This window comes from Pseudomonas sp. NPDC087614 (genome assembly GCF_044743485.1).
Classification (GTDB): domain Bacteria; phylum Pseudomonadota; class Gammaproteobacteria; order Pseudomonadales; family Pseudomonadaceae; genus Aquipseudomonas; species Aquipseudomonas baetica_A.
Genome location: NZ_JBIUWN010000004.1, coordinates 85,350 through 109,118, shown reverse-complemented (window position 1 = coordinate 109,118; position 23,769 = coordinate 85,350). Strand labels below are relative to the sequence as shown.

The 23,769-nt window shown below is 59.5% G+C and carries 17 protein-coding genes; 7 read left to right on the top strand and 10 right to left on the bottom strand.

Features of this window, described 5'->3' with window-relative positions:
* Positions 1–18: 18 nt before the first annotated feature.
* Complete coding sequence (locus ACIOWA_RS02775; protein ID WP_221729806.1) at positions 19–396, top strand: response regulator; 378 nt, start codon at positions 19–21, stop codon at positions 394–396.
* A 113-nt stretch (positions 397–509) separates the two neighbouring features.
* Here ACIOWA_RS02775 and ACIOWA_RS02770 read toward each other — a convergent pair whose 3' ends face one another.
* The 3 genes from ACIOWA_RS02770 to ACIOWA_RS02760 form a co-directional block, all read right to left on the bottom strand.
* Positions 510–2,180, bottom strand: a complete 1,671-nt coding sequence (locus tag ACIOWA_RS02770; RefSeq protein WP_401158047.1) for a response regulator — start codon at positions 2,178–2,180, stop codon at positions 510–512.
* Positions 2,177–3,679 carry an ATPase domain-containing protein gene (locus ACIOWA_RS02765; protein WP_401158045.1) on the bottom strand — a complete coding sequence of 501 codons (1,503 nt, stop codon included), beginning with the start codon at positions 3,677–3,679 and terminating at the stop codon, positions 2,177–2,179. The genes ACIOWA_RS02770 and ACIOWA_RS02765 overlap by 4 nt, the downstream gene beginning before the upstream one ends.
* A 110-nt stretch (positions 3,680–3,789) precedes the next feature.
* On the bottom strand, positions 3,790–4,845 hold the full coding sequence (locus tag ACIOWA_RS02760) for a tetratricopeptide repeat protein (RefSeq protein ID WP_339507755.1): 1,056 nt from the start codon (positions 4,843–4,845) through the stop codon (positions 3,790–3,792).
* Between the two features lie 172 nt (positions 4,846–5,017).
* On the opposite strand from ACIOWA_RS02760, the gene ACIOWA_RS02755 reads away from it, so the two are divergent.
* The 3 genes from ACIOWA_RS02755 to ACIOWA_RS02745 are packed head-to-tail and all read left to right on the top strand — an operon-like array spanning position 5,018 to position 8,328.
* The gene (locus ACIOWA_RS02755; RefSeq protein ID WP_401158043.1) at positions 5,018–7,153 is read left to right on the top strand and encodes an FUSC family protein; all 2,136 of its coding nucleotides are present in this window, start codon (positions 5,018–5,020) and stop codon (positions 7,151–7,153) included.
* Positions 7,143–7,343 carry a DUF1656 domain-containing protein gene (locus tag ACIOWA_RS02750; RefSeq protein ID WP_339464278.1) on the top strand — a complete coding sequence of 67 codons (201 nt, stop codon included), beginning with the start codon at positions 7,143–7,145 and terminating at the stop codon, positions 7,341–7,343. Before ACIOWA_RS02755 ends, ACIOWA_RS02750 begins: the two co-directional genes overlap by 11 nt.
* A gap of 4 nt (positions 7,344–7,347) precedes the next feature.
* Entirely contained in the window at positions 7,348–8,328 is a 981-nt protein-coding gene (locus ACIOWA_RS02745) for an HlyD family secretion protein (RefSeq protein ID WP_339464277.1), read from the top strand.
* 58 nt (positions 8,329–8,386) lie between these two features.
* Here ACIOWA_RS02745 and ACIOWA_RS02740 read toward each other — a convergent pair whose 3' ends face one another.
* The 7 genes from ACIOWA_RS02740 to ACIOWA_RS02710 all read right to left on the bottom strand — a co-directional run bounded on the left by ACIOWA_RS02740 (position 8,387) and on the right by ACIOWA_RS02710 (position 20,097).
* Complete coding sequence (locus ACIOWA_RS02740) at positions 8,387–9,808, bottom strand: efflux transporter outer membrane subunit (RefSeq protein WP_221729813.1); 1,422 nt, start codon at positions 9,806–9,808, stop codon at positions 8,387–8,389.
* Positions 9,805–12,984 carry an efflux RND transporter permease subunit gene (locus ACIOWA_RS02735; protein ID WP_401158040.1) on the bottom strand — a complete coding sequence of 1,060 codons (3,180 nt, stop codon included), beginning with the start codon at positions 12,982–12,984 and terminating at the stop codon, positions 9,805–9,807. Before ACIOWA_RS02735 ends, ACIOWA_RS02740 begins: the two co-directional genes overlap by 4 nt.
* Before the next feature lie 15 nt (positions 12,985–12,999).
* Positions 13,000–14,253 carry a multidrug efflux RND transporter periplasmic adaptor subunit MexE gene (mexE, locus tag ACIOWA_RS02730; RefSeq protein WP_339464272.1) on the bottom strand — a complete coding sequence of 418 codons (1,254 nt, stop codon included), beginning with the start codon at positions 14,251–14,253 and terminating at the stop codon, positions 13,000–13,002.
* A 272-nt stretch (positions 14,254–14,525) separates the two neighbouring features.
* Positions 14,526–16,265, bottom strand: a complete 1,740-nt coding sequence (locus ACIOWA_RS02725; RefSeq protein ID WP_401158038.1) for a dipeptidase — start codon at positions 16,263–16,265, stop codon at positions 14,526–14,528.
* Between the two features lie 195 nt (positions 16,266–16,460).
* Complete coding sequence (locus tag ACIOWA_RS02720; protein ID WP_401158090.1) at positions 16,461–17,432, bottom strand: FAD:protein FMN transferase; 972 nt, start codon at positions 17,430–17,432, stop codon at positions 16,461–16,463.
* Positions 17,422–19,602 carry a PepSY domain-containing protein gene (locus ACIOWA_RS02715; protein ID WP_401158036.1) on the bottom strand — a complete coding sequence of 727 codons (2,181 nt, stop codon included), beginning with the start codon at positions 19,600–19,602 and terminating at the stop codon, positions 17,422–17,424. The genes ACIOWA_RS02720 and ACIOWA_RS02715 overlap by 11 nt, the downstream gene beginning before the upstream one ends.
* A 24-nt stretch (positions 19,603–19,626) precedes the next feature.
* The gene (locus ACIOWA_RS02710; RefSeq protein WP_401158034.1) at positions 19,627–20,097 is read right to left on the bottom strand and encodes a DUF2271 domain-containing protein; all 471 of its coding nucleotides are present in this window, start codon (positions 20,095–20,097) and stop codon (positions 19,627–19,629) included.
* A 216-nt stretch (positions 20,098–20,313) separates the two neighbouring features.
* Between ACIOWA_RS02710 and ACIOWA_RS02705 the strand changes: the two genes are divergently transcribed.
* From ACIOWA_RS02705 to ACIOWA_RS02695, 3 genes are all read left to right on the top strand, one after another.
* Complete coding sequence (locus ACIOWA_RS02705; protein WP_221729819.1) at positions 20,314–20,973, top strand: response regulator transcription factor; 660 nt, start codon at positions 20,314–20,316, stop codon at positions 20,971–20,973.
* Positions 20,970–22,313, top strand: coding sequence for a HAMP domain-containing sensor histidine kinase (locus ACIOWA_RS02700; RefSeq protein ID WP_339494520.1), 1,344 nt, complete (start codon positions 20,970–20,972; stop codon positions 22,311–22,313). Before ACIOWA_RS02705 ends, ACIOWA_RS02700 begins: the two co-directional genes overlap by 4 nt.
* 446 nt (positions 22,314–22,759) lie before the next feature.
* Positions 22,760–23,701 carry a sigma 54-interacting transcriptional regulator gene (locus tag ACIOWA_RS02695; protein ID WP_221729821.1) on the top strand — a complete coding sequence of 314 codons (942 nt, stop codon included), beginning with the start codon at positions 22,760–22,762 and terminating at the stop codon, positions 23,699–23,701.
* The last annotated feature ends 68 nt before the right edge of the window (positions 23,702–23,769 follow it).

The window sequence follows — 23,769 nt, the reverse complement described above, 5'->3', positions numbered from 1 at the left end:
ACCGAACAAAGGCTTCCCATGAGCGTAGATGCACAAGATGTAGTACTTATCGTCGAAGACGAACCGAATATCTTGATGATTCTTTCCATTTATCTAAAGGATCAAGGGTATCGCGTGCTCGAGGCCGAAAACGGAGAGCAGGCGTTCGAAATCCTCGCGAGCAAGCCACATTTGGACCTGTTGATCACCGACTACCGCTTACCCGGCGGCATCTCCGGCGTGCAGATCGCCGAGCCCGCCGTGAAGTTGCGACCTGATCTGAAGGTGATTTTCATCAGCGGCTATCCGCAGGAAATCCGCGAAACCGGCAGCCCGATCACACTCAAGGCGCCGATTCTGGAAAAACCGTTCGATCTGGATGTGTTGCAGGAGAAGATTCAGGAGTTGCTGGCTTGAGGCACGCTCGTTGAACTGAATCCGCACGAGAAGCTGCCGCAGGCGCCGATCTTTTGATCTTGTTGTTCAAAGTCAAAAGATCGGCGCCTGCGGCAGCTTCTACTTTTCCGTGTTCAGTTTTTGATCATCTCGCGTACCTTGGCCGTCAGCAGATCAAAGGTGAAGGGTTTGGTGATCATCTGCATGCCCGAGTCCAAAAAACCTGCACGTACGGCCGCATGCTCGGCGTACCCGGTGATAAACAGGACTTTGAGCCCCGGTCGGTATTGCCGGCCGATCTCCGCCAGTTGCCGTCCGTTCATGCCTGGCAAGCCGACATCGCTGATCATCAGGTCAATACGCTGAGGTGAGTTGATAATCGGCACCGCAGCGTCGGCATCCGCGGCCTCCACATAGGCGTAACCCAACTCACTGAGCACGGCACTGACCAGCAAGCGAACCGCCGGGTCGTCCTCGACGATCAGCACGGTTTCGCCATCCATTGCATGCGGGGCCTGGAGGGTATCGCGGGCGGGGTGCTCACGTTCTTCACCGCGAAAGCGCGGCAGGTAGAGGTTGACGGTGGTTCCTTCATCGATTTCGCTGTCGATCGAGACATGTCCACGCGACTGCTTGCTGAAGCCATAAATCATCGACAGGCCCAGCCCGGTGCCTTGCCCGATCGGCTTGGTGGTGAAAAACGGATCGAATGCACGGTTGATCACGCTTTTGGGCATGCCGCTGCCGTTGTCGGTGACGCTCAACATCACATAATCACCGGGTTCAAGATTGGGATAGACCTCGGTGAACTCACGGTGCAGCACCTGATTGCTCGTCTCTACCACCAGTTTTCCGCCCTCGGGCATGGCGTCGCGGGCATTGATCACCAGGTTGAGCAGGGCGCTTTCCAGTTGGTTGGGATCGGCCTCGGCGACCCACAGTTTGTCGTCCAGGCGCATGTCCAGATGAATGCTTTCGTTGAGGCTGCGTTGCAGCAGTTCGCCCATCGACAGCACCAGGCTATTCATCTGCACCGCTTTGGGGTCGAGCGACTGCCGACGCGAAAACGCCAGCAGACGGTGAGTCAGGCCGGCGGCGCGGTTGGCAGAGGTCACGCCTAGATCGATCAGGCTGTCGAGGTCTTCGGTGCGCCCTCGGGCCAGGCGTCGGCGCAGCAGCTCCAGGCTGCCGATGATCCCCGTGAGCATGTTGTTAAAGTCGTGGGCGATACCGCCAGTAAGCTGTCCGACGGCTTCCATTTTCTGCGACTGACGCAATGCTTCTTCGTTATGGCGAAGCTGCGCGGTGCGTTCTTCGACTTGTTGCTCAAGGGTTTCGAGGGTTGATTGCAGGCGGCGTTCGCTTTCGCTCAGGTCGATCAGGCGGTCGCGGGCTTCGTACTGTCGACGTCGACCGCGCAGGGCAGTCGAAACCATGCTGACTAGCGTGGCCGGATGAAACGGGCGTTCAAGAAACGTGACGTTGCCCAACTGGCTACTGAGGTGCGAGGAGGGCGCTTGTTGCTGCCCGCCATGGTGGGTGAGCAATATGATCGGCAGGTCCGACCACGCCGGTTGTTGTTCCAGATACACAAACAACGCTTCCAGCTCTGGCCCATGCAAGGCTTCGGCAGCGATCAGCAGCAGGCCGGCACCTTGCTCAAGCTGAGCGCACAGCGAGCCAAGATCGGGTGTGATCAGGCCGCCGTAACCGGCCTCGTTGAGGATCATCAGCGCAATTTGGCTGTCGCGGCCCACCGGTGCCAGAATCAGCGCCTGTTCGGCCAGCGGCATGGTCTGCGTCACAAGTTATCTTCCGAAAGCAAAGGTTTGCTCGCACCAAGGTAGGTCGGCACACCGCGCAGTACGCCTTGAAAAGCGTCCAGCGGTTCGCCGATGGTCATGCCTTGCGACGAAATACGGTATTCGCGGATTGTCGATTCATGGCTGCCGGTACGTTTCTTGATGATCGAGATCGCCCGGCGAACTTTGCCGATCGCTTCGAAGTAGCGCAAAAGGATCACCGTATCGGCCAGGTAAGTGATATCGACTGGCGCCTGCATATCGCCGACCAGCCCATGCTGGGCGACGGTCATAAACGTCGCGGCACCTTGGCGGTTCAGGTACAGCAACAATTCGTGCATGTGCAGCACGAGGGCGTTCTCTTCCGGCATCGCGGCTTGGTAGCCATTGATACTGTCGATCACCACGGTTTTGATATTGCCTTCATCGACGCAGCGGCGCACACGATGAGAGAACTCGCCGGGCGACAGCTCGGCGGCATCGACCTGCTCGATCAGCAGATTGCCCGTGGCCTGTAAGGCCTTGAGGTCGATGCCGATGTTTTTCATGCGCTCGAACAACAACCCCAGCTCTTCATCAAAAATAAAAAGCGCTGCTTTCTCACCGCGGGACACGGCTGCGGCGGCGAAAATCATCGAGATCAGCGATTTACCGGTACCCGCTGGACCAAGAATCAAGGTGCTGGAGCCCGCTTCAATGCCCCCCCCGAGCAGGGCATCCATTTCCTTGATGCCGCTGGTCAATTGCAGGCGCGCATAGTCGCCGCGGTGTTCGGCGGCCACGAGTCGAGGGAACACATGCACGCCGTCGCCCATGATGGTGAAGTCGTGGAAACCACCACGGTACTTCTGGCCGCGATACTTGACCACGCGAATGCGGCGGCGCTCGGCACCGTAGTTGGGTGTGATCTCTTCGAGACGAATCACGCCGTGGGCGACACTGTGTACGGTCTTGTCGAGTGATTCGGTGGTCAGGTCGTCGAGCAGCAAGACCGTGGCGTCGTAGCGTACGAAGTAATGCTTGATCGCCAGGATTTGCCGGCGGTAGCGCAGGGAACTTTGCGCCAGCAAACGAATTTCGGAAAGGCTGTCGAGTACCACGCGTGTCGGCTTGAAGCGTTCAACCACTTCAAAAATCTGCTTGGTCGCTTCGCCCAGTTCCAGGTCGGAGGAGTACAAAAGGCTCTGCTGGTGCTCGGCATTGAGCAGGCTTTCAGGCGGTGTCAGCTCGAAAATTTCAATATTGTCATCAAGCTCCCAGCCGTGGGAGAGCGCCCCTTGGCGTAGCTCACGCTCGGTTTCCGACAGCGTAATGTACAAACAGCGTTCGCCGGCGAGTGCGCCTGCCATAAGAAAATGCAGAGCGACCGTGGTTTTGCCGGTTCCGGGCTCACCTTCGAGCAAGAACACATGTCCGCGAGATAAACCACCGGCCAGGATGTCGTCCATACCCACAATGCCGGTAGCGGCTTTTGCACTGATCAACGCGTTAGATGTAGACAAAAAATGCCCTCTCATGACTAGGGGAGTCGAGGCGCTTTATCGAAAGCGGTCGCCTGATCTACTTGACCCCTTGGCGAGATGGCGGTTCAGAATTTTCTTTGAACGCTCGTTCAGAGCCCTTGCTGCAACGCGGGATCGTCGGGGTTCAGTTGTTCGAGTTGGGCCAGCAGAACCTGCACATTCTGCAGTTGGCCGCTCTCTTTCCAGTAATTGATCAGCAACACCCGTGCTTTGCGATCAGCGGGATGACGCTGAACGATTTCCTGCAACTGCTTTTGCGCGGCCTCCAGTTCCTCGGCGCTGTGCAGAGTGGTGGCGAGGTCGTAGCGGTAATCCTTGTTGTCAGGTTCCAGTTCGACCGCTTTGGACAAGCCGAGCAGGGCGTATTCACGCTGACCGTGGTGCAGCAGCCAAAGACCGAGGGCATGTTGCAGATACGCGGAGTCTGGCTGGGCCTTGAGCTGTCGGGCGAGTAATTGTCGGGCGGCGTCAGTCTGTCCCTGGCGGTCAAGCACATCGATCTGCATGACCAGCGCCTGCAGGTTGCCGGGTTCCAGACGCAGCGTATTGTCCAGTGCAACCTGAGCGTTTTTGAGTTCAGCGTTATGGATGTAAAGGCGAGCCAGTTGCGCATAGTTGGATGCACTTTCAGGTTGGCCCTTGAGCACTTGCTCCCAGCCGTCAATCGCCTGCTGCAGCGGCGCGAAGTACAGCCCTAGCTCATCAGGCGTCAAACCGAGCAGGGCGTTGATCGCGGCAAAACGAACGGTTTGATCCTCATCATCAAGCATCGGCCCCAGCAACAGGCTGCGTTCACCGCCCGGAACCAGTCCAAGCACACTGTTGATTGCCGCTGCACGCACCTTGGGCGATTTGTTCTGCAGGTCCGCATCGGCGAGTTTCAAGGCCAGCGGACTGGGGTAGTTAGCCAGTTCGTCATGCAGCCAGACGCGTCGCTTGACCGACAGATCGGCACGCCCCAATTGTTGATACAACTGACGTGCCGCGCCCGCTTGACCCGTACGGGCGGCGCTCAGCGCTTCGCTGTAACCGTGCCTGATCGCGTCCGGGATCACCGGGGCGCTGCTGCGCAGGGATAACCAGGCCACGGTGATGACCAGCACGAGGCCAAGGCTGATGAGCAGGTAACGGCGGGACTTGAGCATGCAGGATTCCGAAAACAGGCGAACTTGAGCGCAGCGGCAAGCTTCGGTCAGCCCGGCCTGTGAGTCAAACCCGATACATGCGAATCGGCCTACAAGTTGCGTCGACTCTGTGAGTCGTGAAGTTTTCAAGGCAGTGTCTACGCTTGGAGGAGTTGTTTCGACGAGTGTGCCCATGCAAGCCCTGCTCAATTACTTCAAGGCCGTGATACATCCCGGTCAGGCGATCCTGCTGTTTGCCTTGCGCACCATCGCGGCGGGGTTGCTGACGCTGTATCTGGCGTTTGTGTTCGATCTTGACCAACCCAAGTGGTCGATCATGGCGGTCGTCATTGTCAGCCAGCCGCTGGCAGGGATGGCGTTGGCGCGCAGTTTCGGTCAGGTGATCGGTACCACCCTGGGGGCGGCCGTCGCGGTGTTGATCATGGCGATTTTCCCGCAGGCGCCGCTGCCATTCATTACCACGCTGGCCTTGTGGCTGGCCTTGTGCACGGCAGGCGGCACCTTGCTGCGCTACACCAGCTCCCAGGCATTTGTACTCAGTGGCTATACCGCTGTGGTGGTGGCATTACTGGCTATTCCCAATCAGGACGGCACCTTTCTATTGGCCATCACCCGCGTCACCGAGACCCTGCTGGCCGTGGCGTGTGTCTGTGTGGTCAGCTTGCTCACGGCGCGCCCGGAAGCCGTGGCCAAGGGATATTTCGCCAAGGTCGACCAAGTGATCAAACTCGTCGCCAGCCACGCCGCTGCAGTGATTCGCACAGAAGAAAGCGAAGCCCAATTTCAGCACCGACAAATGCAGTTGCTCGGTGAAATCAGCGTCCTTGAAGGGCTGCGGCGACACCTGTATTTCGACGCGCCACGATTGCGCAGTGCCAACAATCTGGTGCTGCTGTTGGGCAACCAGCTGATGTTGCTGACGTCACGGTTGACCGCATTGAGGCATCAGCGCGAACTGCTCACCGAGCGCTGGGAGGGCGATTTGCCGCAGAATGTCCAGCGCCTGCGTGCCGCTGAACTGGCGCTTCTCGATCAGTTGGCGGAGCAGGGGAGGTCTATGTCTGCCGAGACGCGGCATCACTTCGTCACGCTGCAACAGCAGTTCGAAGCATTGGCTTACCAGACTGAACAGTTGACCGAAGACCTGAGCGCCCCCCTGCGGTCACTGGCTTGGGCGTTGCGCTGGGAGCAGGCGCGGCTATTGCAGCAACTGGAGCAAATACTGGAATTGAGCGACGCGATTCAGGAGGGGCGCGAGGCCAGTTGCCTTTATCGCGGTCAGGCCAGCCCACTGCATCTGGATTTCACGCTGGCGACCATGAACGCCATACGAGCCTTCACCGCCTTGCTGGTGGCCGGGCTGATCTGGATCGAAACGGCCTGGGACGGCGCTCGGGGCGGGATGATTCTGGTAGGGATTCTTTGTTCGCTCATGGCGACTTTCCCGCGACCGCTGATGGCCGCGCAAAGTTATGCCCGTGGATTGGGGTTGGCACTTGTGGTCTCGGCGGTCTATCAGTTCATGCTGGTGCCGGCGATCAGCGATTTCGAGTTGCTGGCGTTGATACTTGCCCCTCTGCTTTACGTGATCGCGGTGGGTTTGGCGAGCCCGGCGACTGCCGGAATCGGTATGGGCCTTGGGCTGTCGAGTTTTCTTCTCCTCGGCCCACAGAATGTCGGCACCGGGCAGAACACGGCCATTCAATGGTTCGAGTTTGCCGGTGCTTACGTCAGCGCGGCGATGCTGGGGCTGATCGTCTATGCGTGGATTTTTCCGTTTCGCCCGGTCTGGCGAGTTCGCCGGTTGTATCACGAGGCGCGCGAGCAGGTTTATGAACTGACCAAAACACCGCCTACCGACCAACAACAATTCGCCTTCGAAAGCCGCATGGTTGATCGCCTGACCAGCATGCTTGGCTTGTTGCCGGCAACAAATGACCGCGCCATGCAGCAGCTATATGAAATCAGTCTGGCGTGCGTAGCCTTGGGTGTGGCCACCCACCAACTCAGGCAGCAGGCGCAGAACAATGCACTGCTGACGGATGCGTTCAGCCAGCGCTTGTCTTCAAGCCTGCGCAAGACCGGGCGCTTTGTGGCGGGTCGCCACGACGCACAACTGGCGCCGTTGCTGGTCAAGCTGCACGGGTTGGGGGATGAGCTGGATGATTTGCACGTCGCCAGTCATGAACATTTATGGTCGGTGTTTCGCATGCGTGTAGCTTTGATGATCGTCGTTTCATTCCTTGAGCGCCATGGCGAACAGTTGCAACGTAATGCCCCGGAAGGAGAGCCAGCCCTTGCCCATTGATTTCGAGATTGGCGGCGTTTATCTGCCACCGATTGCCCAGGCCCTGTTGCTGGCCATACCGATATTCATGTTGCTGGACTGGGTTTTGCGCCGACTGGGGGTGATGCGACGGGTCTGGCATGAAGCACTTTTTGAGGGCGCGTTGTATGTCTGCGTCTGTGCCACGCTGATTTTGCTGATGGGAGCCTGATGCCTTGAAAGTGTTACTTGCTCGATTGACGACGTTGGCGGTGGTGATACTGGCAATCGTGCTCGGCTGGTTTGCCTGGGAGCATTACACCCGCGCGCCGTGGACCCGGGATGCCCGGGTGAGGGCGGACGTGGTGACCTTATCGGCTGATGTTTCGGGACGCATCGTCAGTCTGGCGGTGCAGGACAATCAGCATGTCGACAAAGGCCAGCTGTTGATGGAAATCGATCCGGCACGCTACCGCTTGGCGGTAGAGCATTCGCGGCGCGCGGTTGAAGTGGCAAAGGCCACACTGGGGCAGTCGCAAGCCGCGATTGTTGCCAGTGAAGCACTGCTCAAACAGCGTCAAAGCGAAGAGCGCCGGCGGCGTAAGCTCAAACAGGGCTTTGCCATCTCCGGGGAGGAATGGGAAAAATCCAGTACCGATGTGGCTGTTGCCCAGGCTGATCTGTTGCGCAATCAGGCCAATCTCGGGCTGGCCGAAGCCAACGTGCAATTGGCGATTGCCGCACTGACTCAAGCGCAACTGGACCTGCAGCGTACTCGTGTCGAATCGCCGGTCAGCGGCTATGTCACCAACCTGTTGACGCGTCAGGGTGATTACGCGGTGGCCGGTGGGGCGCTGTTGGCGCTGGTCGACAGTGATTCGTTCTACATCAGCGGCTATTTCGAAGAAACCAAACTGCCGCGAATCGAGGAAGGCGATCGGGTGCGGGTTCAGTTGATGAGCGGTGAAACCTTCGGGGGCACGGTGCAGAGCATCGCCTTCGCCATCGCCGACCGTGAAAACGCCCCGGGCAGTCGGCTGCTGGCCAACATCAATCCGAGTTACACCTGGGTAAAACTGGCGCAACGGGTGCCAGTACGGATCGAAATCGACGGTGACTATGCCGGCAAGAACCGCTTGCGGGCAGGTACCACCGCCACAGTCACGATTCTGGAAAACAAAAAAGATCAGGCACAAAAAAGCCCCGCGACCGAATGATACGCGGGGCAAAAAATTTGGTTGGTTGCGGCCAACCAAAGGAGCTCTTTAACAACTCTTACTGAATGGCGACTGTCTCTGGCTGCCAGCCACCCCCCAGCGCCTTGTAGATCGCGACGATGCCGCGATACAAATCGACTTCGGCCTGGGCCTGGCTGTCTTCGGCATTCAGACGTTCACGTTGGGCGTCGAGCAGCACGAGGAAGTCCGTCGTGCCTTCGCGGTAACGAATCTCTGCCAGGTCAGCGGCCTTGCGGCTCGATTCACTCTGACGGATCAGCGAGATCAGGCGTTGCTGGCGTTTGCCGTAATCGCTGAACGCGTTTTCCGACTCTTCCAGTGCCAACAGCACTTGTTGCTCGTAGGTCGCCAAGGCGCCTTCGGCATCCGCATCGGCGCCGCGCAAGCGCGCTCTAACGCTGCCAAGGTCGAAGGCTGCCCACGTAATGCTAGGGCCAAGTGCCCAGGCACTGGCCGCCGAAGAACCGATCTGCGAGCCGCGCCCGGCCGTCCAGCCGAGGAAACCGCTGAGGCTGACCCGTGGGAACAGGTCTGCTTTGGCCACGCCGATCCGCGCCGTGGCCGAGGCCAGCTTGCGTTCAGCGCTGAGGATGTCCGGACGGCGTTGCAGCAGTTCGCCCGGGTTCCCGATTGGGAGGGCCTTGGCAATCGCCGGCAAGTCTTTTGGACTCAGATCGACGGTCAGCTTGTCCGGACGCTCACCCAGGAGGGTGGCGATACGGTTTTTCTGTCGAACCTGTTCCGCCTGCAGTTGCGGCACGCTGGCTTCGACCGAGGCCAGACGCGCATCGGCACGTTCGACATCGAGCTGATCGCCAACGCCGGCGTCACGCAGGCTGATGGTGATCTTGCGCGACGCCTGCTGGTTGTTCAGGTTGGCCACGGCGATCTTTTCCCGCAGTTGGGCGCCGCGCAGTTGACCGTAGGCGTCCACCAGTTCGGCAATCATGGTGACTTGCAGTTGGTAGAGATCGGCCTCGGCTGCCTGTTGGTCGGCGTCGCTGGCTTCCAGATTGCGCTGGATGCGACCGAACAAGTCCAGCTCCCAAGCCATGTCCAGGCCCAGGTCATAGCGTTCGCTGCTGACCCGTTTGGTGGTCTGACCGGGAATCTGCCCCTTGGCCAGATCACTGCTGGCGCGGCTGGTAATGGTCGGCATTGCGTCGTTGCTGGCGTCGTCGCGGATCGCTCGGGCGGCTTTCCAGCGGGCGAACGCCACGCGCAGTTCTCGGTTGCCTTGCAGCGATTGGGTCACCAACTGGTTGAGGGTCGGATCGTCGAACTGCTGCCACCAGATGCCTTCGAATTTCGAACGGTCAAAGTTTTTTTGACCGTTGGCGCCGTCGGTGGCGGTCGTGATGTTGGCCGCTTCCGTCGCCGGGGTCTTGTAGTCGGGACCGACGGCGCAGGCGCTGAGTGCCAGCACCAGCAGGCTCGGCAGGAAGACTTTCAGACTCATTGTTGCGCCTCCAGTTTCAGAGCTTTGGCCGCTTTGCGCGCTTCGCTGCGCTCGACAAAGTTGCGAATCAGTACGTAGAAGACTGGCGTCAGCAACAGACCGAAGAAGGTCACCCCGAGCATCCCGGAGAACACCGCTACACCCATGGCGTGACGCATTTCGGCACCGGCACCGCTGGAGAACACCAGGGGCACCACGCCCATGATGAACGCAAAGGAGGTCATCAGGATCGGCCGCAGACGCAGACGGCAGGCTTCCAGTACCGCCGCCAGCGGGTCGAGCCCCTCCAACTGTTTATCCTTGGCGAACTCGACGATCAGAATCGCGTTCTTGCAGGCAAGCCCCACCAGTACGATCAAGCCGATCTGAGTGAAGATGTTGTTGTCACCGCCGGAGATGATCACACCGGTGATGGCCGACAGCAGGGTCATCGGTACGATCAGGATCACCGCCAATGGCAGGCTCCAGCTTTCGTACTGAGCGGCGAGCACCAGGAACGCCAGCAGTACACAAAGCGGGAACACGAACAGCGCGGTGTTGCCGGACAAAATCTGCTGGTAGGTCAGGTCGGTCCATTCGTAGGTCATGCCGTTCGGAAGTTCATCCTTGAGCAGTTTCTCGATGGCTTTTTCCGCTTGGCCCGAGCTGTAGCCGGGAGCAGCTGCACCGTTGATTTCCGCAGTGATGAAACCGTTGTAGTGCATCACTCGATCGGGACCTGAGGTGTCGCTGACCTTGATGAAGGTCGCCAGCGGGATCATTTCGCCTTTGTTGTTGCGCACTTTCAATTGGCCGATCTGATCGGACTCGAGGCGGAACTGCTGCTCGGCCTGAACGTTGACCTGATAGGTGCGGCCAAAACGGTTGAAATCGTTGGCATACAGCGAGCCCAGGTAGATCTGCAGGGTGTCGAAGATGTCGCTGATCGCCACGCCGTGGGTCTTGGCTTTTTCGCGGTCAATGGCGGCATCGACCTGCGGCACGTTCACGGTGTAACTGGTGAACAGGCCCGCCAGTTCCGGCACGTTGCGGCTCTTGTTGATGATGTTCATGGTTTCTTTGTACAGCTCGTCGTAGCCCAGGTTGCCCCGGTCTTCGATTTGCAGACGGAAACCACCAATGGTGCCCAGACCTTGTACCGGCGGTGGCGGGAAGATCGCCATGTACGCTTCCTGAATGTTGGCGAACTGGCCGTTCAAGGCTCCGGCAATTGCACCGGCGGACATGCTCGGGTCTTTACGTTCGTCGAACGGTTTTAGGGTCACGAACACGATGCCGGCGTTCGGGCTGTTGGTGAAGCCGTTGATCGACAGTCCCGGGAACGCTACAGCGCTTTGCACCCCTGGCTGTTTCAGGGCCAGATCGGACATGCGCTTGATCACGTCTTCGGTACGATCCAGGCTCGCAGCGTCCGGCAGTTGCGCGAAGGCCACCAGGTATTGCTTGTCCTGGCCGGGTACGAAACCGGTCGGGGTGCTGGAGAAACCGAAGAAGGTCAGCACCATCAGGCCTGCGTACAGCAGCAGGGCGATGCCGCTGCCACGGATGACCCGGCGAACGGTGCCAACGTAACCATGGCTGGCCTTTTCAAAGAACCGGTTGAACGGACGGAACAGCCAGCCACCGAAGATCTTGTCCAGCAATTTGGAGAAGCGGTCTTTCGGCGCGTCATGACTTTTCAGTAATACAGCGGCCAGTGCCGGCGACAGGGTCAGCGAGTTGAACGCCGAGATCACGGTCGAGATCGCAATGGTCAACGCGAATTGCTTGTAGAACTGCCCGGTGAGACCGGAGATGAACGCCGCTGGAACAAACACCGCACACAGCACCAGTGCCGTGGCAATGATCGGCCCGGTCACCTCACGCATGGCGCGCTTGGTGGCTTCGACCGGCGCCAATCCGAGTTCGATGTTCCGTTCGACGTTCTCCACTACCACAATGGCGTCGTCCACCACGATCCCGATGGCCAGTACCAGGCCGAACAGCGACAGGGCGTTGAGCGAGAAGCCGAACAGGTGCATCACCGCAAACGTACCGATCAACGATACCGGCACCGCCACCAAAGGAATGATCGAGGCGCGCCAGGTCTGCAGGAACAGGATCACCACCAGAACCACGAGGATCAGCGCTTCGAAGAGGGTGTGAACCACCGCTTCGATCGAGCCACGCACGAAGATCGTCGGGTCATAGACGATGCTGTAGTCCATGCCTTGCGGGAAGCCTTTCTTCAGTTCGTCCATCTTCGCCCGGACTTCGTTGGAGATGTCGATGGCGTTGGAGCCTGGGCGCTGGAAGATCGGGATCGCGACGGCAGGCTGGTTATCCAGCAACGAACGCAAGGCGTATTGACTGGAACCCAGTTCGACGCGGGCGATGTCTTTGAGGCGGGTGATTTCACCGTCATCGCCTGCGCGAATGATGATGTTCTCGAACTCTTCCTCGGTGACCAGGCGGCCCTGCGTGTTGATCGACAGCTGGAAACTCTGGGCGTTCGGGGCAGGGGGGGCACCCAGTTGGCCGGCAGCGACCTGGCGGTTCTGTTCACGAATCGCGGTGACGACATCGGTGGCCGTCAGATTGCGCGAAGCGGTCTTGTTCGGATCGAGCCAGACCCGTAGCGAGTAGTCGCCCATGCCGAACAGTTGCACGTCACCGACACCGTTCAGACGAGCAAGCTCATCCTTGATGTTGAGGATGGCGTAGTTGGACAGGTAGAGCATGTCGTAGCGCTTGTCCGGCGAGGTCAAGTGCACAACCATGGTCAGGTCGGGCGAGGCCTTGTCGACGGTGATACCGATGCGCGTCACTTCCACGGGAAGTTTCGGCTCGGTGCGGGTCACCCGGTTTTGTACCTGCACCTGCGCGTTGTCCAGGTCAGTGCCCAGGGCGAAGGTGATGGTCAGGGTGATCTTGCCGTCAGCGGTCGATTGCGAGGACATGTACAGCATGTTCTCGACACCGGTAATGGCCTGCTCCAGCGGAGCGGCCACGGTTTCACCGATGACTTTAGGGTTGGCACCCGGGAAGTTGGCACGTACCACGACGGTCGGCGGAACGACTTCCGGGTATTCGCTGATTGGCAATTGAAACAGCGAGATCGCACCGGCGATCAGGATCAACAGCGACAGCACCGCTGCGAAGATCGGCCGTGAAATGAAGAATTGGGAAAAATTCATCGGAGTTGTCGTCCCTTAACCGCGTGGGGTCGTAGCAGCCAGCTTCGCAACCGAACCGGACGCACCTTTGGCAGGGGCGTCTTTAGGCGGGTTGCTGGCTTCCAGCGCTTGACGTTGTTGTGCGAGTGCCGCGATGGTTTGTTCGCTGGCCATCGGCACCACTTCAGGGGTGACCGGTGAGCCAGGACGTACCCGTTGCAAGCCCTTGACGATGATCGTGTCGTCCTTGTTCAGACCGGTACGGACGATGCGCAGGCCTTCGATCTTCGGACCGAGTTCGACGGCGCGATAAACGGTGTTGTTGTCCGCGTCCATCACCAGTACGAACTTCTTGCCCAGGTCGGTGCCCACCGCTTCATCGTTGATCAGCATGGCGTCGTAGGTGCCGCTGCCGACCAGTTTCAGCCGTGCATACAGACCCGGGGTATAGAGGCCGTCGCTGTTGTCGAATACCGCGCGACCACGAATGGTGCCGGTCTTCGGGTTGACCTGGTTGTCGACGAAGTTCATGTGGCCCAGGTGCGGGTTGCCGTCTTCATTGGACAGGCCCATATACACCGGGGTGCCGGCCCCGCGCTGACCCTGGCGGGCGAGTTGGGTGTATTTGAGGAATACGCGCTCGTCGGCGTCGAAGTAGGCGTAGACCTTGTCGGTGGAGACCACACTGGTCAGTGGCGTGACGTCGGCGGTCACCAGGTTGCCGGCGGTGATCTCGGCACGGCTCACACGGCCGGTGATCGGCGACGTGACGCGGGTGAAGCTCAGGTTCAGTTTGGCCAGATCCAGTTGCGCTTGCAGCGCACCGACGGCGGCGCGGGCTTCTTTAGCCGCGCTGGTACGCGAATCAGCCAACTCGGCGGAGATGGCGTTGCTGGTACGCAGACGCTCGCCACGAGCCGCCTCGTTTTCACTGCGGGTGGCGTTGGCGCGGGATTGGGCGACCAGTGCTTCGAGGCGGCGAACCTCGGCCTGGAATGGGCGCGGGTCGATCTGGAACAGCAAGTCGCCTTTCTTGACCAGCGCACCTTCGGTGAAGGCGACGTCGTCGATCTGGCCGGAGACCCGTGGGCGGATTTCAACGGTTTGCGGCGCTTCGAGGCGCCCGGTGAATTCATCCCACTCGTTGACCGGTTGTTCCAGCACCTTGGCCACGCTGACTTTCGCAGCAGGCGCGGCGGCGGCAGTCTCCGGAGTCTTGCCGCAAGCGCTCATCACCAGCACGGCCAACATGGCCAAGGGGAAGCGCAAATGTTTGAGTGACTGTTCCATGGATTGATCCGCCAATGTATTGAAGATGGGCGGATGATGCTGGGCGGGGGTGGGATGGCACGAATCGAATGAAGCAAAGGTAACTATCATTCGGAATGATATAAGGGCCGAGTGAGCCCTCTAGCATGCACCTTTCGTTAGGTGGCTATCAATCTCGCTGATGGCAAATTTTTCTTGCCGGCAGTGCAAGGTTCGACGCTGAGGCTGAGCGGCGGGGATTATGTGGCGATTAAAAAGACGAACCCGCCACGGCGGCGGGTTCGAGATTGCAATCAGAGTGTTGGCAACTGGCCGATGCGGCCCATCATTTCCGTGACGATTTGCAGATCCAGCTGGAATTGATCCACGGTCTTGAACTCGCCATCGGTATGGCCGGTGTACTTGACGTCTGGCCGCGCCAGGCCGAACTGCACGCCGTTGGGCAACTCATGCACCGAGGTCGCTCCTGCTGAAGTGCCGAACTCGTGTTTCATGCCCAGGTTCTCAGTCGCCACTGCCAACAGCGCCTTGACCCATTCACCTTCGGGATTGCGGTACATCGGTTCGGCGACCGAATAGTCGAAGGTAACGGCAACGTGGCTGTTCTTGCTCCAGGCAGCCAGTTTCTCAGCGATTTCGGCCTTGAGTTTCTCGGGTGATTTGCCCTTTGGAACCCGCAGGTTGACCGCAAGCTTGAAGGTGTTGTCATCCATCGCGACATAGGTCAGCGACGTGGTCAGCGGGCCCATGAAGGCGTCGGAGAAGCCAACACCGAGTTTGTTGCCCAGGTAATCCAGCCCCCAGTTGTCAGCCGCGTAGCGCGCAGCATCGGTGATGTGGTTGTGCTTGAGCGCGACCTTGCCATCAAGGCTGTTGATGAAGTCGAGCATGCGCGCCACCGGATTGACCCCGGACTCGGGTTCGGAGGAGTGGGCGGATACGCCCGTGACCGTCAACTTGACGTCTTTGCCGTCGACCTTGCTGCTGATCTGGAAATCGCCGCCATTGCGTTTGGCGTATTCGGCGCCGGCCTTTTGCAGGCTGGCCGCCAGCTCAGCGGGCTGGTCGGTGACCAGTGTGGCAACCGACGCCGAAGGAATCTGATTGGTCGCCAGGCCTCCCGTCATCGAGATGATTTGCGCGCCTTTGCCCTCGGCCTGACGCTTGGCAAAGTTGGCCATGACCGTGCCGTAACCTTTCTCGGCAATCACCACCGGATAACCGCCATCCAGCGCCAGGTTGTACTTAGGCGTTGGATTGCGTTCGAAGTAGTAGGGGATCGCGTCGCCAGTGGTTTCTTCGGTGGTGTCCACCAACAACTTGAAATTGCGCGCCAGCGGCAGCTTTTCTTCCTTGATCACCTTCATCGCGTAGAGCGTGACGACGATGCCGTTCTTGTCATCTTCGGTGCCGCGGCCATACATGCGGTCACCGATCAGGGTGATCTTGAATGGATCAAGACGGGTGCCGTCCTTCAGTACCCAGTTCTCCGGCGTCACGGGCACTACGTCAGCATGGGCATGAATGCCGACGACTTCATCGCCGGTGCCTTCAAGGGAAATCTCAAAAACACGGTTGTCGATGTTGCGAAAGTTCAGGTTGAAAGACTGGGCGAGGCTCTTGATCTTTTCGCCGATCTTGATGAATGCCGGGTTGTCATGCTGGGCAACGCCGTCCTTGCGAAAGGTCGGGATTTGGACCAGTTCGCGCAGCGTCTCGGTGGCTGCCGCGCTGTATTTCACGCGGGCATAGAGGCCGAGCAGGCGATAGATCTCGTTCTGTTGTTCAGCTGTCAGGCTTTTGTTGTCCAGAAACGCGCCGATGGCCGGGCCGATGTCGGCCGTTTTGGCCAGGTCGCTCTTGGCCAGGTCACCGAGGAACTGGCGGAAATCCGTGACCGAACCGGCGCTGAAGGTCTTGAGGATTTCAGCGCTCTGTGGCGCGGTGATGTTGGCCTGAGCCGGCCCTGTGAACAACGACAGTGAGGCCAGCATCAGCGAGGTTGCGGCCAGATTCTTGAGGGGGAAATTCATGACTCGGGGCATTCCTTTGCAGGGCAGTTGATAAGACGTGTCTCAGCGCTGAGACACATGCATTTACAAACTAACACTGCAGCGGACAGGCACGGGAGTCCTGAAACGGGATCTGTCGCACAGAACGGTAAAAACGACGCACAAGCGAAAGAGCGCACTTAATGAGCCAACAGGCTTTAACTGTCATTGCGCCGTTTACACCGTTAGAGGCTGTATCTGCGTTTGAAGCTGGCCGCTGACGACGGATATTTCTTTGAATTGGTCGCGGTCGCGCAGAATGAACAAAGCGTCCAGGCCGCGTGCCTGTGCCACGCGTGGACCTTCGATGTCGCCCAGAACCATCAGTGCCGTCGCCCAGGCGTCGGCAAGCATGCACGAGGAAGCCGTCACCGTGACGGACGCGAGTGAGTTGGCCAAGGGGGCGTCGGTCGCCGGGTTCATGGTGTGTGCGTAGGATTGCCCCCCTACATCGACCCAGTGTCGATAGTCACCGGACGTGGCGATGGCACAGTCGCTGAGTTCCATCACCCCCATGACTTCGCGCACACCGCGACAGGGTTTCTCGATGGCTACGGCCCAGGGTTGAGCATCAGGTTTGACGCCCCGGGCGCGCATTTCACCGTCGATGCCGACCAGATAGCAGGTGATGCCGAACCCTTCCAGGCAGCGAGCCAATTGATCGACCCCGAAGCCTTTGGCGATGCCGTTCAAATCAAGATTCAGCGGCGCACGTTTGCGAACCTGATTGCGTTGCAGGTCAACCTCTAGTGCTTTGCTGGCGGACATTCGAGGTTTTGGCGAGTCGGTACCGAGCATCTGTTCGGTGATCGAGGGTTCGTTGGGGCCGAATCCCCAGGCCTGCACCAGATCTCCTACAGCGATATCGAAGGCGCCATTGGACTGTTGACTGACCCGCAGCGCGGCGGCCAACACCGTGGTCAGCTCCTGAGGCACCGACAGCCATTGCTGCTCGGCAGCGGCATTGAGGTGGTTTAGATCGGAATCGGGCTTCCAGGTCGACATCTGCTGATCGACCCGGTGTACCGCATGGGCGAGGCCCAGGCCGATCTCGTCACAATTGATCCCGGGCTCGGCATAGAACAGGGCCGTGTAGCGGGTGCCCATGGTTTCGCCGTTCAAACGGTAGCGTTGCGTATCAGTAGACATCTTCACGGTAGCGTCCTTGTGCCTTGAGCGTGATCACGCTGAGGTTGAGCGGTGCCAAGACCTCATCCAGCGCCTGCATCACCCCTTTGGCCATTTCTCGGCTGCCACACACCAGCACTTGTGCGCCTTTTTCAATCAAATGGCGCAACGCGAGTGCGTCGCTGATCAACCGGTCTTGCACGTAACTACGATCCTGAACCTGGGAAAAAACGGCGCGCAGGGCGGTGAGGCGCCGGTCTGCCAGATAACGGTTGAGCTCCGGTTCGTAGAGGAAGTCGGAAGCGGGGTTGCGTCCGCCCCAATACAAGTGCATCGGGTGCCGCGCCTTGTTGTTGCGGATAAAACCGGCCAGTGGGCCAATGCCAGTACCGGCGCCGATCAGAATGACCGGGTGGGTCCCGGACGCCGGCCGAAATTGTGGGTTGGGCTGGATAAACGCTTCGATCGTCGCACCGATGCTCAAACCATGCAGGAACTGAGAGCAAACGCCGCCTTCATGTTTGCGTACGCAGATCTCCAGAACGCCGTCTTCTGCGCTGCTGGCCAGCGAATAAAAACGCGGAACCGCGCTGCCCGGTGGGACAATGCCGACCAGGTCGCCGGCCTGAAAGCTCGGCAGTGCGCCGGCTGCCTTGAAGCGCAGGACGTGAGTGGGGGCATTGACTTGCTCGCCATAGGCGATGCATTCGGTCAGGACCAGTTGCTGGGTGCGCGGGTGGCTGGGGCGGTGAACCAGCGTCAGTTCGTGACCCAGCACGTCGCCCAAGGCCGCGCCCCAGCGAGCAAATTCCTGTGGAGACTGACGGTTGACCGTTTCCAGTCCCAGCAACGGCGAACCGCCGGCTTGTTCCATCGCTTGTTGAACCTGATGGGCGTACTGACAGAATTGCGCAAACTGCCTGTCCCCCAAACCCAGTACCGCAAAAGGCTGGCCAGGCGTGAGGCCGACCTGGCTCAGTTGCGTGAGAAACTGTGACGCCGAGGCCGGAGCGTCGCCGTCACCGTGGGTTGCGGTGAGGATGAGTATCCGCTGAGCGCCGTGATAATCGGCTTTCCATTCATTGAGTGCGGCGCTATGGACTCGATGGCCTGCCTGGTGCAAGGCGTCGTGCAGGGTTTTGGCAAACCCCCAAGTACTGTTGTTTTCACTGCCCACCAGAATCACGCTGTCGGCGCAGTGAGCCGGGCTGTTGTGCTGGATCTTCGCGCCAGCCTTGCGCCGGCGCCACCAGAGCAGAATGCCGGTCACGCTCATTAACGGCACGCACAGGGCGCAGAGGCCAAGCGGCAGGCCCAGCCACCAGAGGCCTTCGCCGGTGTGCAACTGGTAAATCAGCTCGTAAAGGTTACGCATCGCGTCATGGGCTTGATAGGACAACAAGTCGCCGTTGACCGGATCGACATAGCCGTCGCCCTGAGCGGTGCGCAGAGAGAATACGTCTTGCGGGTTGTCGGCACTCGGGTAGACCAGTTCACGCAGGTCATTCAGGTCGACGGCCTGCAGGGCTGGCAGGCTGGCCACAGGCAAGGCCGGGCCGGCGCTGATGTGAGTGGGGAAGGCCGGCTCGTTCTGAGTGCCGTCGGCGATCAAACCGAACGTGGTGCCGGACATGTATAGCCCGCTCACGGCCGAAAGCAGCAGCCCGAGCAAGGCCAGGCGCCCGACTTCGGCGTGCCAGCGCTGGCTGAAGGTGCCGCGCAGTGGTCGCAGAAGATTGCGCCAGCCACCCAGACGCCGCGCCAGCAACAACGCGCCGGACACCGACAGGATCAACATGAACAGCGCACCGACGCCCGACACCCCGTGACCGGGTGTTGCGAGGAACAGCGAGCGATGCAGGTCTTTGACCCAGCGCGAGAAGCCGGACGGCTCGTAAGGCGCCAGACCCTGGCCTGTCAGTGGATCGACCTTTTCAGCGCCGGAGCGCCCATCCTGGCGGTAATAGACGATGACCGTCCCGGACGCTGTCCGCTGGATTTGCTCAACCCCCGGAAAATGGTCGGCGACGCGCCCGGCCAACTGGCCGACGCTGAGTTGCCCGGCAGCGGTTGAAGTGCTGTGCAGGCGTTCCAGCGCAGGATCAACGGACAATATGGCGCCGCTGATGGCCAATAACATGACCAGCAGAGCGGCAATCAGACCGGGCAGTGAGTGGAACTGGCGAAGCATGTTCGGCCTCCAGAGTGGGCGGTACTACAGGTCGTAGGTAAACGAATCGACATAGGTGCTGCCAGTCACCGGCTGCCCCGAACCCTTTGAGGTCAGCGGCACACTGATGTCGGCTCGGCCTTCGCGCTTGTCCTCGACGGCACTGTCGATCCGGATCTGATACCCGGCATCAATCAAGGCGTCTGCCAGTTCAACACTGACCTTCAGCGTGCGGCCGCTGCCGACACTGGCGCCGCTGACGCCGTCAAATTCGCTGCGCTGCATGCCGCTGCCACGGGCCCAGTCGGTCAAGTGGCGGTAGTACTTGGCCTTCTTGCCAGCGACCCAAAGGGTTTTTTGGTATTGGCCATTGGCATCTGTGACATAAATCGCCAGGTACGCATCGTTGCCGCTGTAGTTTTTGAGCTGGGTGGTCAGCGTCACTTCACGCGCCTGGGCCAACCCTGGCAGAGCAATGGCACCAATGAGACAGCCTGCTGCGATGATTATTTTCATGTGGATGTCCTGTTTGAGCGTTGTGGCGAGAGCCTGTACCCGTTGGCTGACAGCAACCTGAAAGGCCCGGAAATAAATCGGCGATGACTATTCGGCGGCGCGTTCGGGCAGGTAGTCCTCGTTGTCTGCGCCATACTGAAAACCTGCTGAATCTTCAGATTCACGTCAGGTAAGGCGGTTAGGGTGCGACACAACAACCATCACAGGAGGCGCCAGATGCGGGTTTTATTGGTCGAGGACGCAGCCGGGCTGGGGGAGGCCGTGCGCGAGCAGATCGCCGATGACGGCCATGCCGTTGATTGGGTGCAGCGCCTGGACCATGCACGTAATAGCGTGAGCTCTACGCCTTATGACTTGATCCTCCTGGACTTGATGCTGCCGGACGGTCGCGGGCTGGATTTTTTGCGTCAGCAACGTTCAGCCGGAGACACAACACCGGTGATCATCCTCACCGCTCAGGATCAGATATCCGATCGTATCGCCGGCCTCAATGCCGGGGCCGACGACTATCTGGTCAAACCGTTCGACCTGTTCGAGTTGTCGGCCCGCGTGGCGGCTGTGGCCCGCCGTTACAGCGGTAACCCCAATCCGCAAATCAAACTCGCTGATTTGCAGGTCGACATGAGTGCCCGCACGGTGATGCGCGCCGGTGTATTCGTCGACCTGACGTCGCGTGAATGGGCGCTGTTCGAAGCGTTTGTCCAGCGTCCGAGCGCGCTGCTGTCCAAGTCGCAACTGGAGGAGCGTCTGTACGCGTTTGGCGCCGAAATCGAGAGCAACACCATTGAGGTCTATATCAGCCGACTGCGTAAAAAACTGGGCCGTGACCTGATTGAGACTGTGCGTGGCATGGGTTACCGGTTGGCGTCCGTATGAAGTCGCCCTCAAGTCTGCAAAAACGCCTTGGCCTGGGATTGACGCTGGGTATGACGTTGCTCTGGCTGGGCGCGACCGTCGGGGCCTGGCTGGTGGTGCAGCATGAGTTGAACGAGGCGTTCGACAGTGCATTGGAGGAGACCGCACAACGCATCCTGCCCCTGGCGGTACTGGAAATCAGCAATCGTGAAGAGCCCCGTGAAGCTCAACATGTCGCCACCCTGAAAATGGACAACGAATACCTGATGTACGTGGTGCGCGATGCCAAGGGTCAGATTCTGATGCAGTCTCACGATGCCAATCCGAAGATCTTCAACCCACAACCGAGTGAAGGCTTTTCCACCACCAAAAAATATCGTCTGTACGGGGCCAGTGCGTTGCGCCAGACGTTGTTCATAGACATTGCCGAACCCTTGGGGCATCGCCGTGAAGCGGCCCGGGAAGCTTTGTTCGCCTTGCTGTTGCCGTTACTGGCGCTGATTCCCATCAGTCTATTGGGCACCTGGTTGTTTGTTCGCATCAGCTTGCGCAGCGTGTTGGCCTATCGTCGCGCGGTTGAAGCGCGCGGTGTGGGAGATCTGTCACCGATCAACGTGACGCGGTTGCCGGCTGAAATCGACCCGTTGGCTGACGCGGTCAATCACCTGCTCGAACGTTTGCGCAAGGCATTGGAGGCCGAGCGCAGCTTTACCGCCAATAGCGCCCATGAACTGCGCACACCGCTGGCCGCGACGCTGGCGCAGATCCAGCGCTTGCGCCACGAAGCCCCAGAGGGGCCGTTACAAGTGCGTGCAGCGAAGATCGAAAACTCACTGCGCGAACTGGCGCGACTGTCCGAAAAGCTCATGCAACTGGCCAAGGCCGAAGGCGGCGGGCTGTTGTCCGAAACCCCGCAGGATCTGATTCCGTTGCTGGCCCATGTGGTGGATGAGTGGAATCACAGCAGCGGGCAACGTATCGAGTTGCAACTGCCCAAACAGCCCAGTGTTTATTCGACGATTGATCCGGACGCTTTCGGCATCCTGTTGCGCAACCTGATCGAGAATGCGCTCAAGTACGGCGCGGCAGATCAACCGGTTCAGGTCAGCCTGACCCATCAGGCAGTGCTTCGCGTCATCAACGGTGGCCCGGCCGTGCCCGAGCCGGTTTTGCAACGGCTGACCGAACGCTTTGTGCGAGGCAGCCGTGAGGCCGGGGGTTCAGGGCTGGGGTTGGCGATCGCCAAAACCATTGTGCAAGGCGTCAACGCGAGCATGGTTCTGGCATCACCTGCAACAGGTCGACTGGAGGGCTTTGAAGTGTGCATCTTTTTACCGCTTTGCTCGATGAGCCAAAACTGAGGTTTTCTGCGCAAGCTGAGCCCCGCGTGCCGAAACGCTCCATACCCCTTGAAACAAGGTTGTGATAGATAGAATCACCGGGGCAGGCTGATTGATATTCACTATGATCGGACGGCTCAATTTCAATTTTGCGCGTTCATGAAGTCTGTTTAGACTTCGCGGCAGCGCACGCCCCGTCGATTGACAGCCTGGCGGCAGATTTGCACAAATACGCCTCCTTGGTTCAAGCCGCATTGCCGGACAGATTCGGTGAGTGGGGGGATCGGCCGGGTAACGGAACTCCGGGCACGCGTTGATCTCTATCGCCCAGAAAAAAAAGAATGTTGTGGCAGGCATACATTGCGTTTGCGACGTCGAGAGCCCTTTCCGTGTTTTGCGTTCAGGAAGAACCGGCGTCCTGTATTCCTCGATCCCGACAGAAGTGATCATCATCATGAGGGAACAAGATGACTGGGGGCTTTTCGAACAATCACGCCGTACAGTGGGAACATGAAGTTCTCGACATTGTAGGGACGCTGCAAGCCTTTATCAGAAAGGCTGCGCCATTGAAGGTCGACATGGTGCTGGAGGGGGAGACCGGCACTGGCAAAGACACATTGGCGCGTCGAATCCATGCGTTATCCTGCCGCGAAGGGCCTTTGATTGCGCTCAATTGCGCAGCGATTCCGGAGCAACTGGCCGAAAGCGAATTGTTCGGTGTCATGGCCGGCGCCTATACCGGCGCTTCCAAGTCCCGGGCCGGTTACATCGAAGCGTCCAACCACGGCACGCTTTACCTTGATGAAATCGACAGCATGCCGCTGCTGCTCCAGGCCAAGCTGCTGCGAGTGCTGGAAATGCGGGGTATCGAACGCCTCGGCTCGACACGCTTCGTGCCGCTGGATCTGCGCGTGATCGTCGCCACCCAGACCCCTCTGGAAAAACTCGTGGAGGAGGGCAAGTTTCGCCGGGACCTGTTCTTTCGTCTCAACGTCATCAAGATTCAGCTACCGACCCTGCGCTCGGGCTTGCAACATATCCAGCCGCTGTTTCAGCGCTTCGTCAATGAAGCCGCCGTGCGCCATCACCAACCCATCCCCGAGCCTGATCCTGATCTGCTCAAGCGCCTGCTCAGCCATCGCTGGCCGGGCAATATCCGCGAGCTTAAATGCGCAGCCGAGCGTTTCGTGCTCGGGATGCCGCCTCTGCAGACGGACGATCCCTGCGCTGACAGCCCATCCTGCGTGCCGCTCAAAAGCTATTTGCGCCTTTTCGAAAAAACCCTGATCCAGGATTGCCTGTCGCGCCATGCCAAGTGCATCGACTCGGTCATCAGCGAACTGGGCATCCCCCGGCGCACCCTGTACCACCGCATGAAAAGCCTGAGCATCGACTCCCCCGAGCTCTGATCAGGGCAGCCGAGCGAAGATTCACTGCCGTCGTGGAACCGCTTCCGAAAATCGACCACTCATTGTTC

Coding starts and splice junctions, on each gene's coding strand:
- ACIOWA_RS02735 (WP_401158040.1), bottom strand. CDS start 12,984: ATGAATTTTTCCCAATTCTTCATTTCACGGCCGATCTTCGCAGCGGTG.
- ACIOWA_RS02720 (WP_401158090.1), bottom strand. CDS start 17,432: ATGTCTACTGATACGCAACGCTACCGTTTGAACGGCGAAACCATGGGC.
- ACIOWA_RS02710 (WP_401158034.1), bottom strand. CDS start 20,097: ATGAAAATAATCATCGCAGCAGGCTGTCTCATTGGTGCCATTGCTCTG.
- mexE (WP_339464272.1), bottom strand. CDS start 14,253: ATGGAACAGTCACTCAAACATTTGCGCTTCCCCTTGGCCATGTTGGCC.
- ACIOWA_RS02755 (WP_401158043.1), top strand. CDS start 5,018: ATGCAAGCCCTGCTCAATTACTTCAAGGCCGTGATACATCCCGGTCAG.
- ACIOWA_RS02760 (WP_339507755.1), bottom strand. CDS start 4,845: ATGCTCAAGTCCCGCCGTTACCTGCTCATCAGCCTTGGCCTCGTGCTG.
- ACIOWA_RS02700 (WP_339494520.1), top strand. CDS start 20,970: ATGAAGTCGCCCTCAAGTCTGCAAAAACGCCTTGGCCTGGGATTGACG.
- ACIOWA_RS02775 (WP_221729806.1), top strand. CDS start 19: ATGAGCGTAGATGCACAAGATGTAGTACTTATCGTCGAAGACGAACCG.
- ACIOWA_RS02695 (WP_221729821.1), top strand. CDS start 22,760: ATGACTGGGGGCTTTTCGAACAATCACGCCGTACAGTGGGAACATGAA.
- ACIOWA_RS02705 (WP_221729819.1), top strand. CDS start 20,314: ATGCGGGTTTTATTGGTCGAGGACGCAGCCGGGCTGGGGGAGGCCGTG.
- ACIOWA_RS02740 (WP_221729813.1), bottom strand. CDS start 9,808: ATGAGTCTGAAAGTCTTCCTGCCGAGCCTGCTGGTGCTGGCACTCAGC.
- ACIOWA_RS02715 (WP_401158036.1), bottom strand. CDS start 19,602: ATGCTTCGCCAGTTCCACTCACTGCCCGGTCTGATTGCCGCTCTGCTG.
- ACIOWA_RS02725 (WP_401158038.1), bottom strand. CDS start 16,265: ATGAATTTCCCCCTCAAGAATCTGGCCGCAACCTCGCTGATGCTGGCC.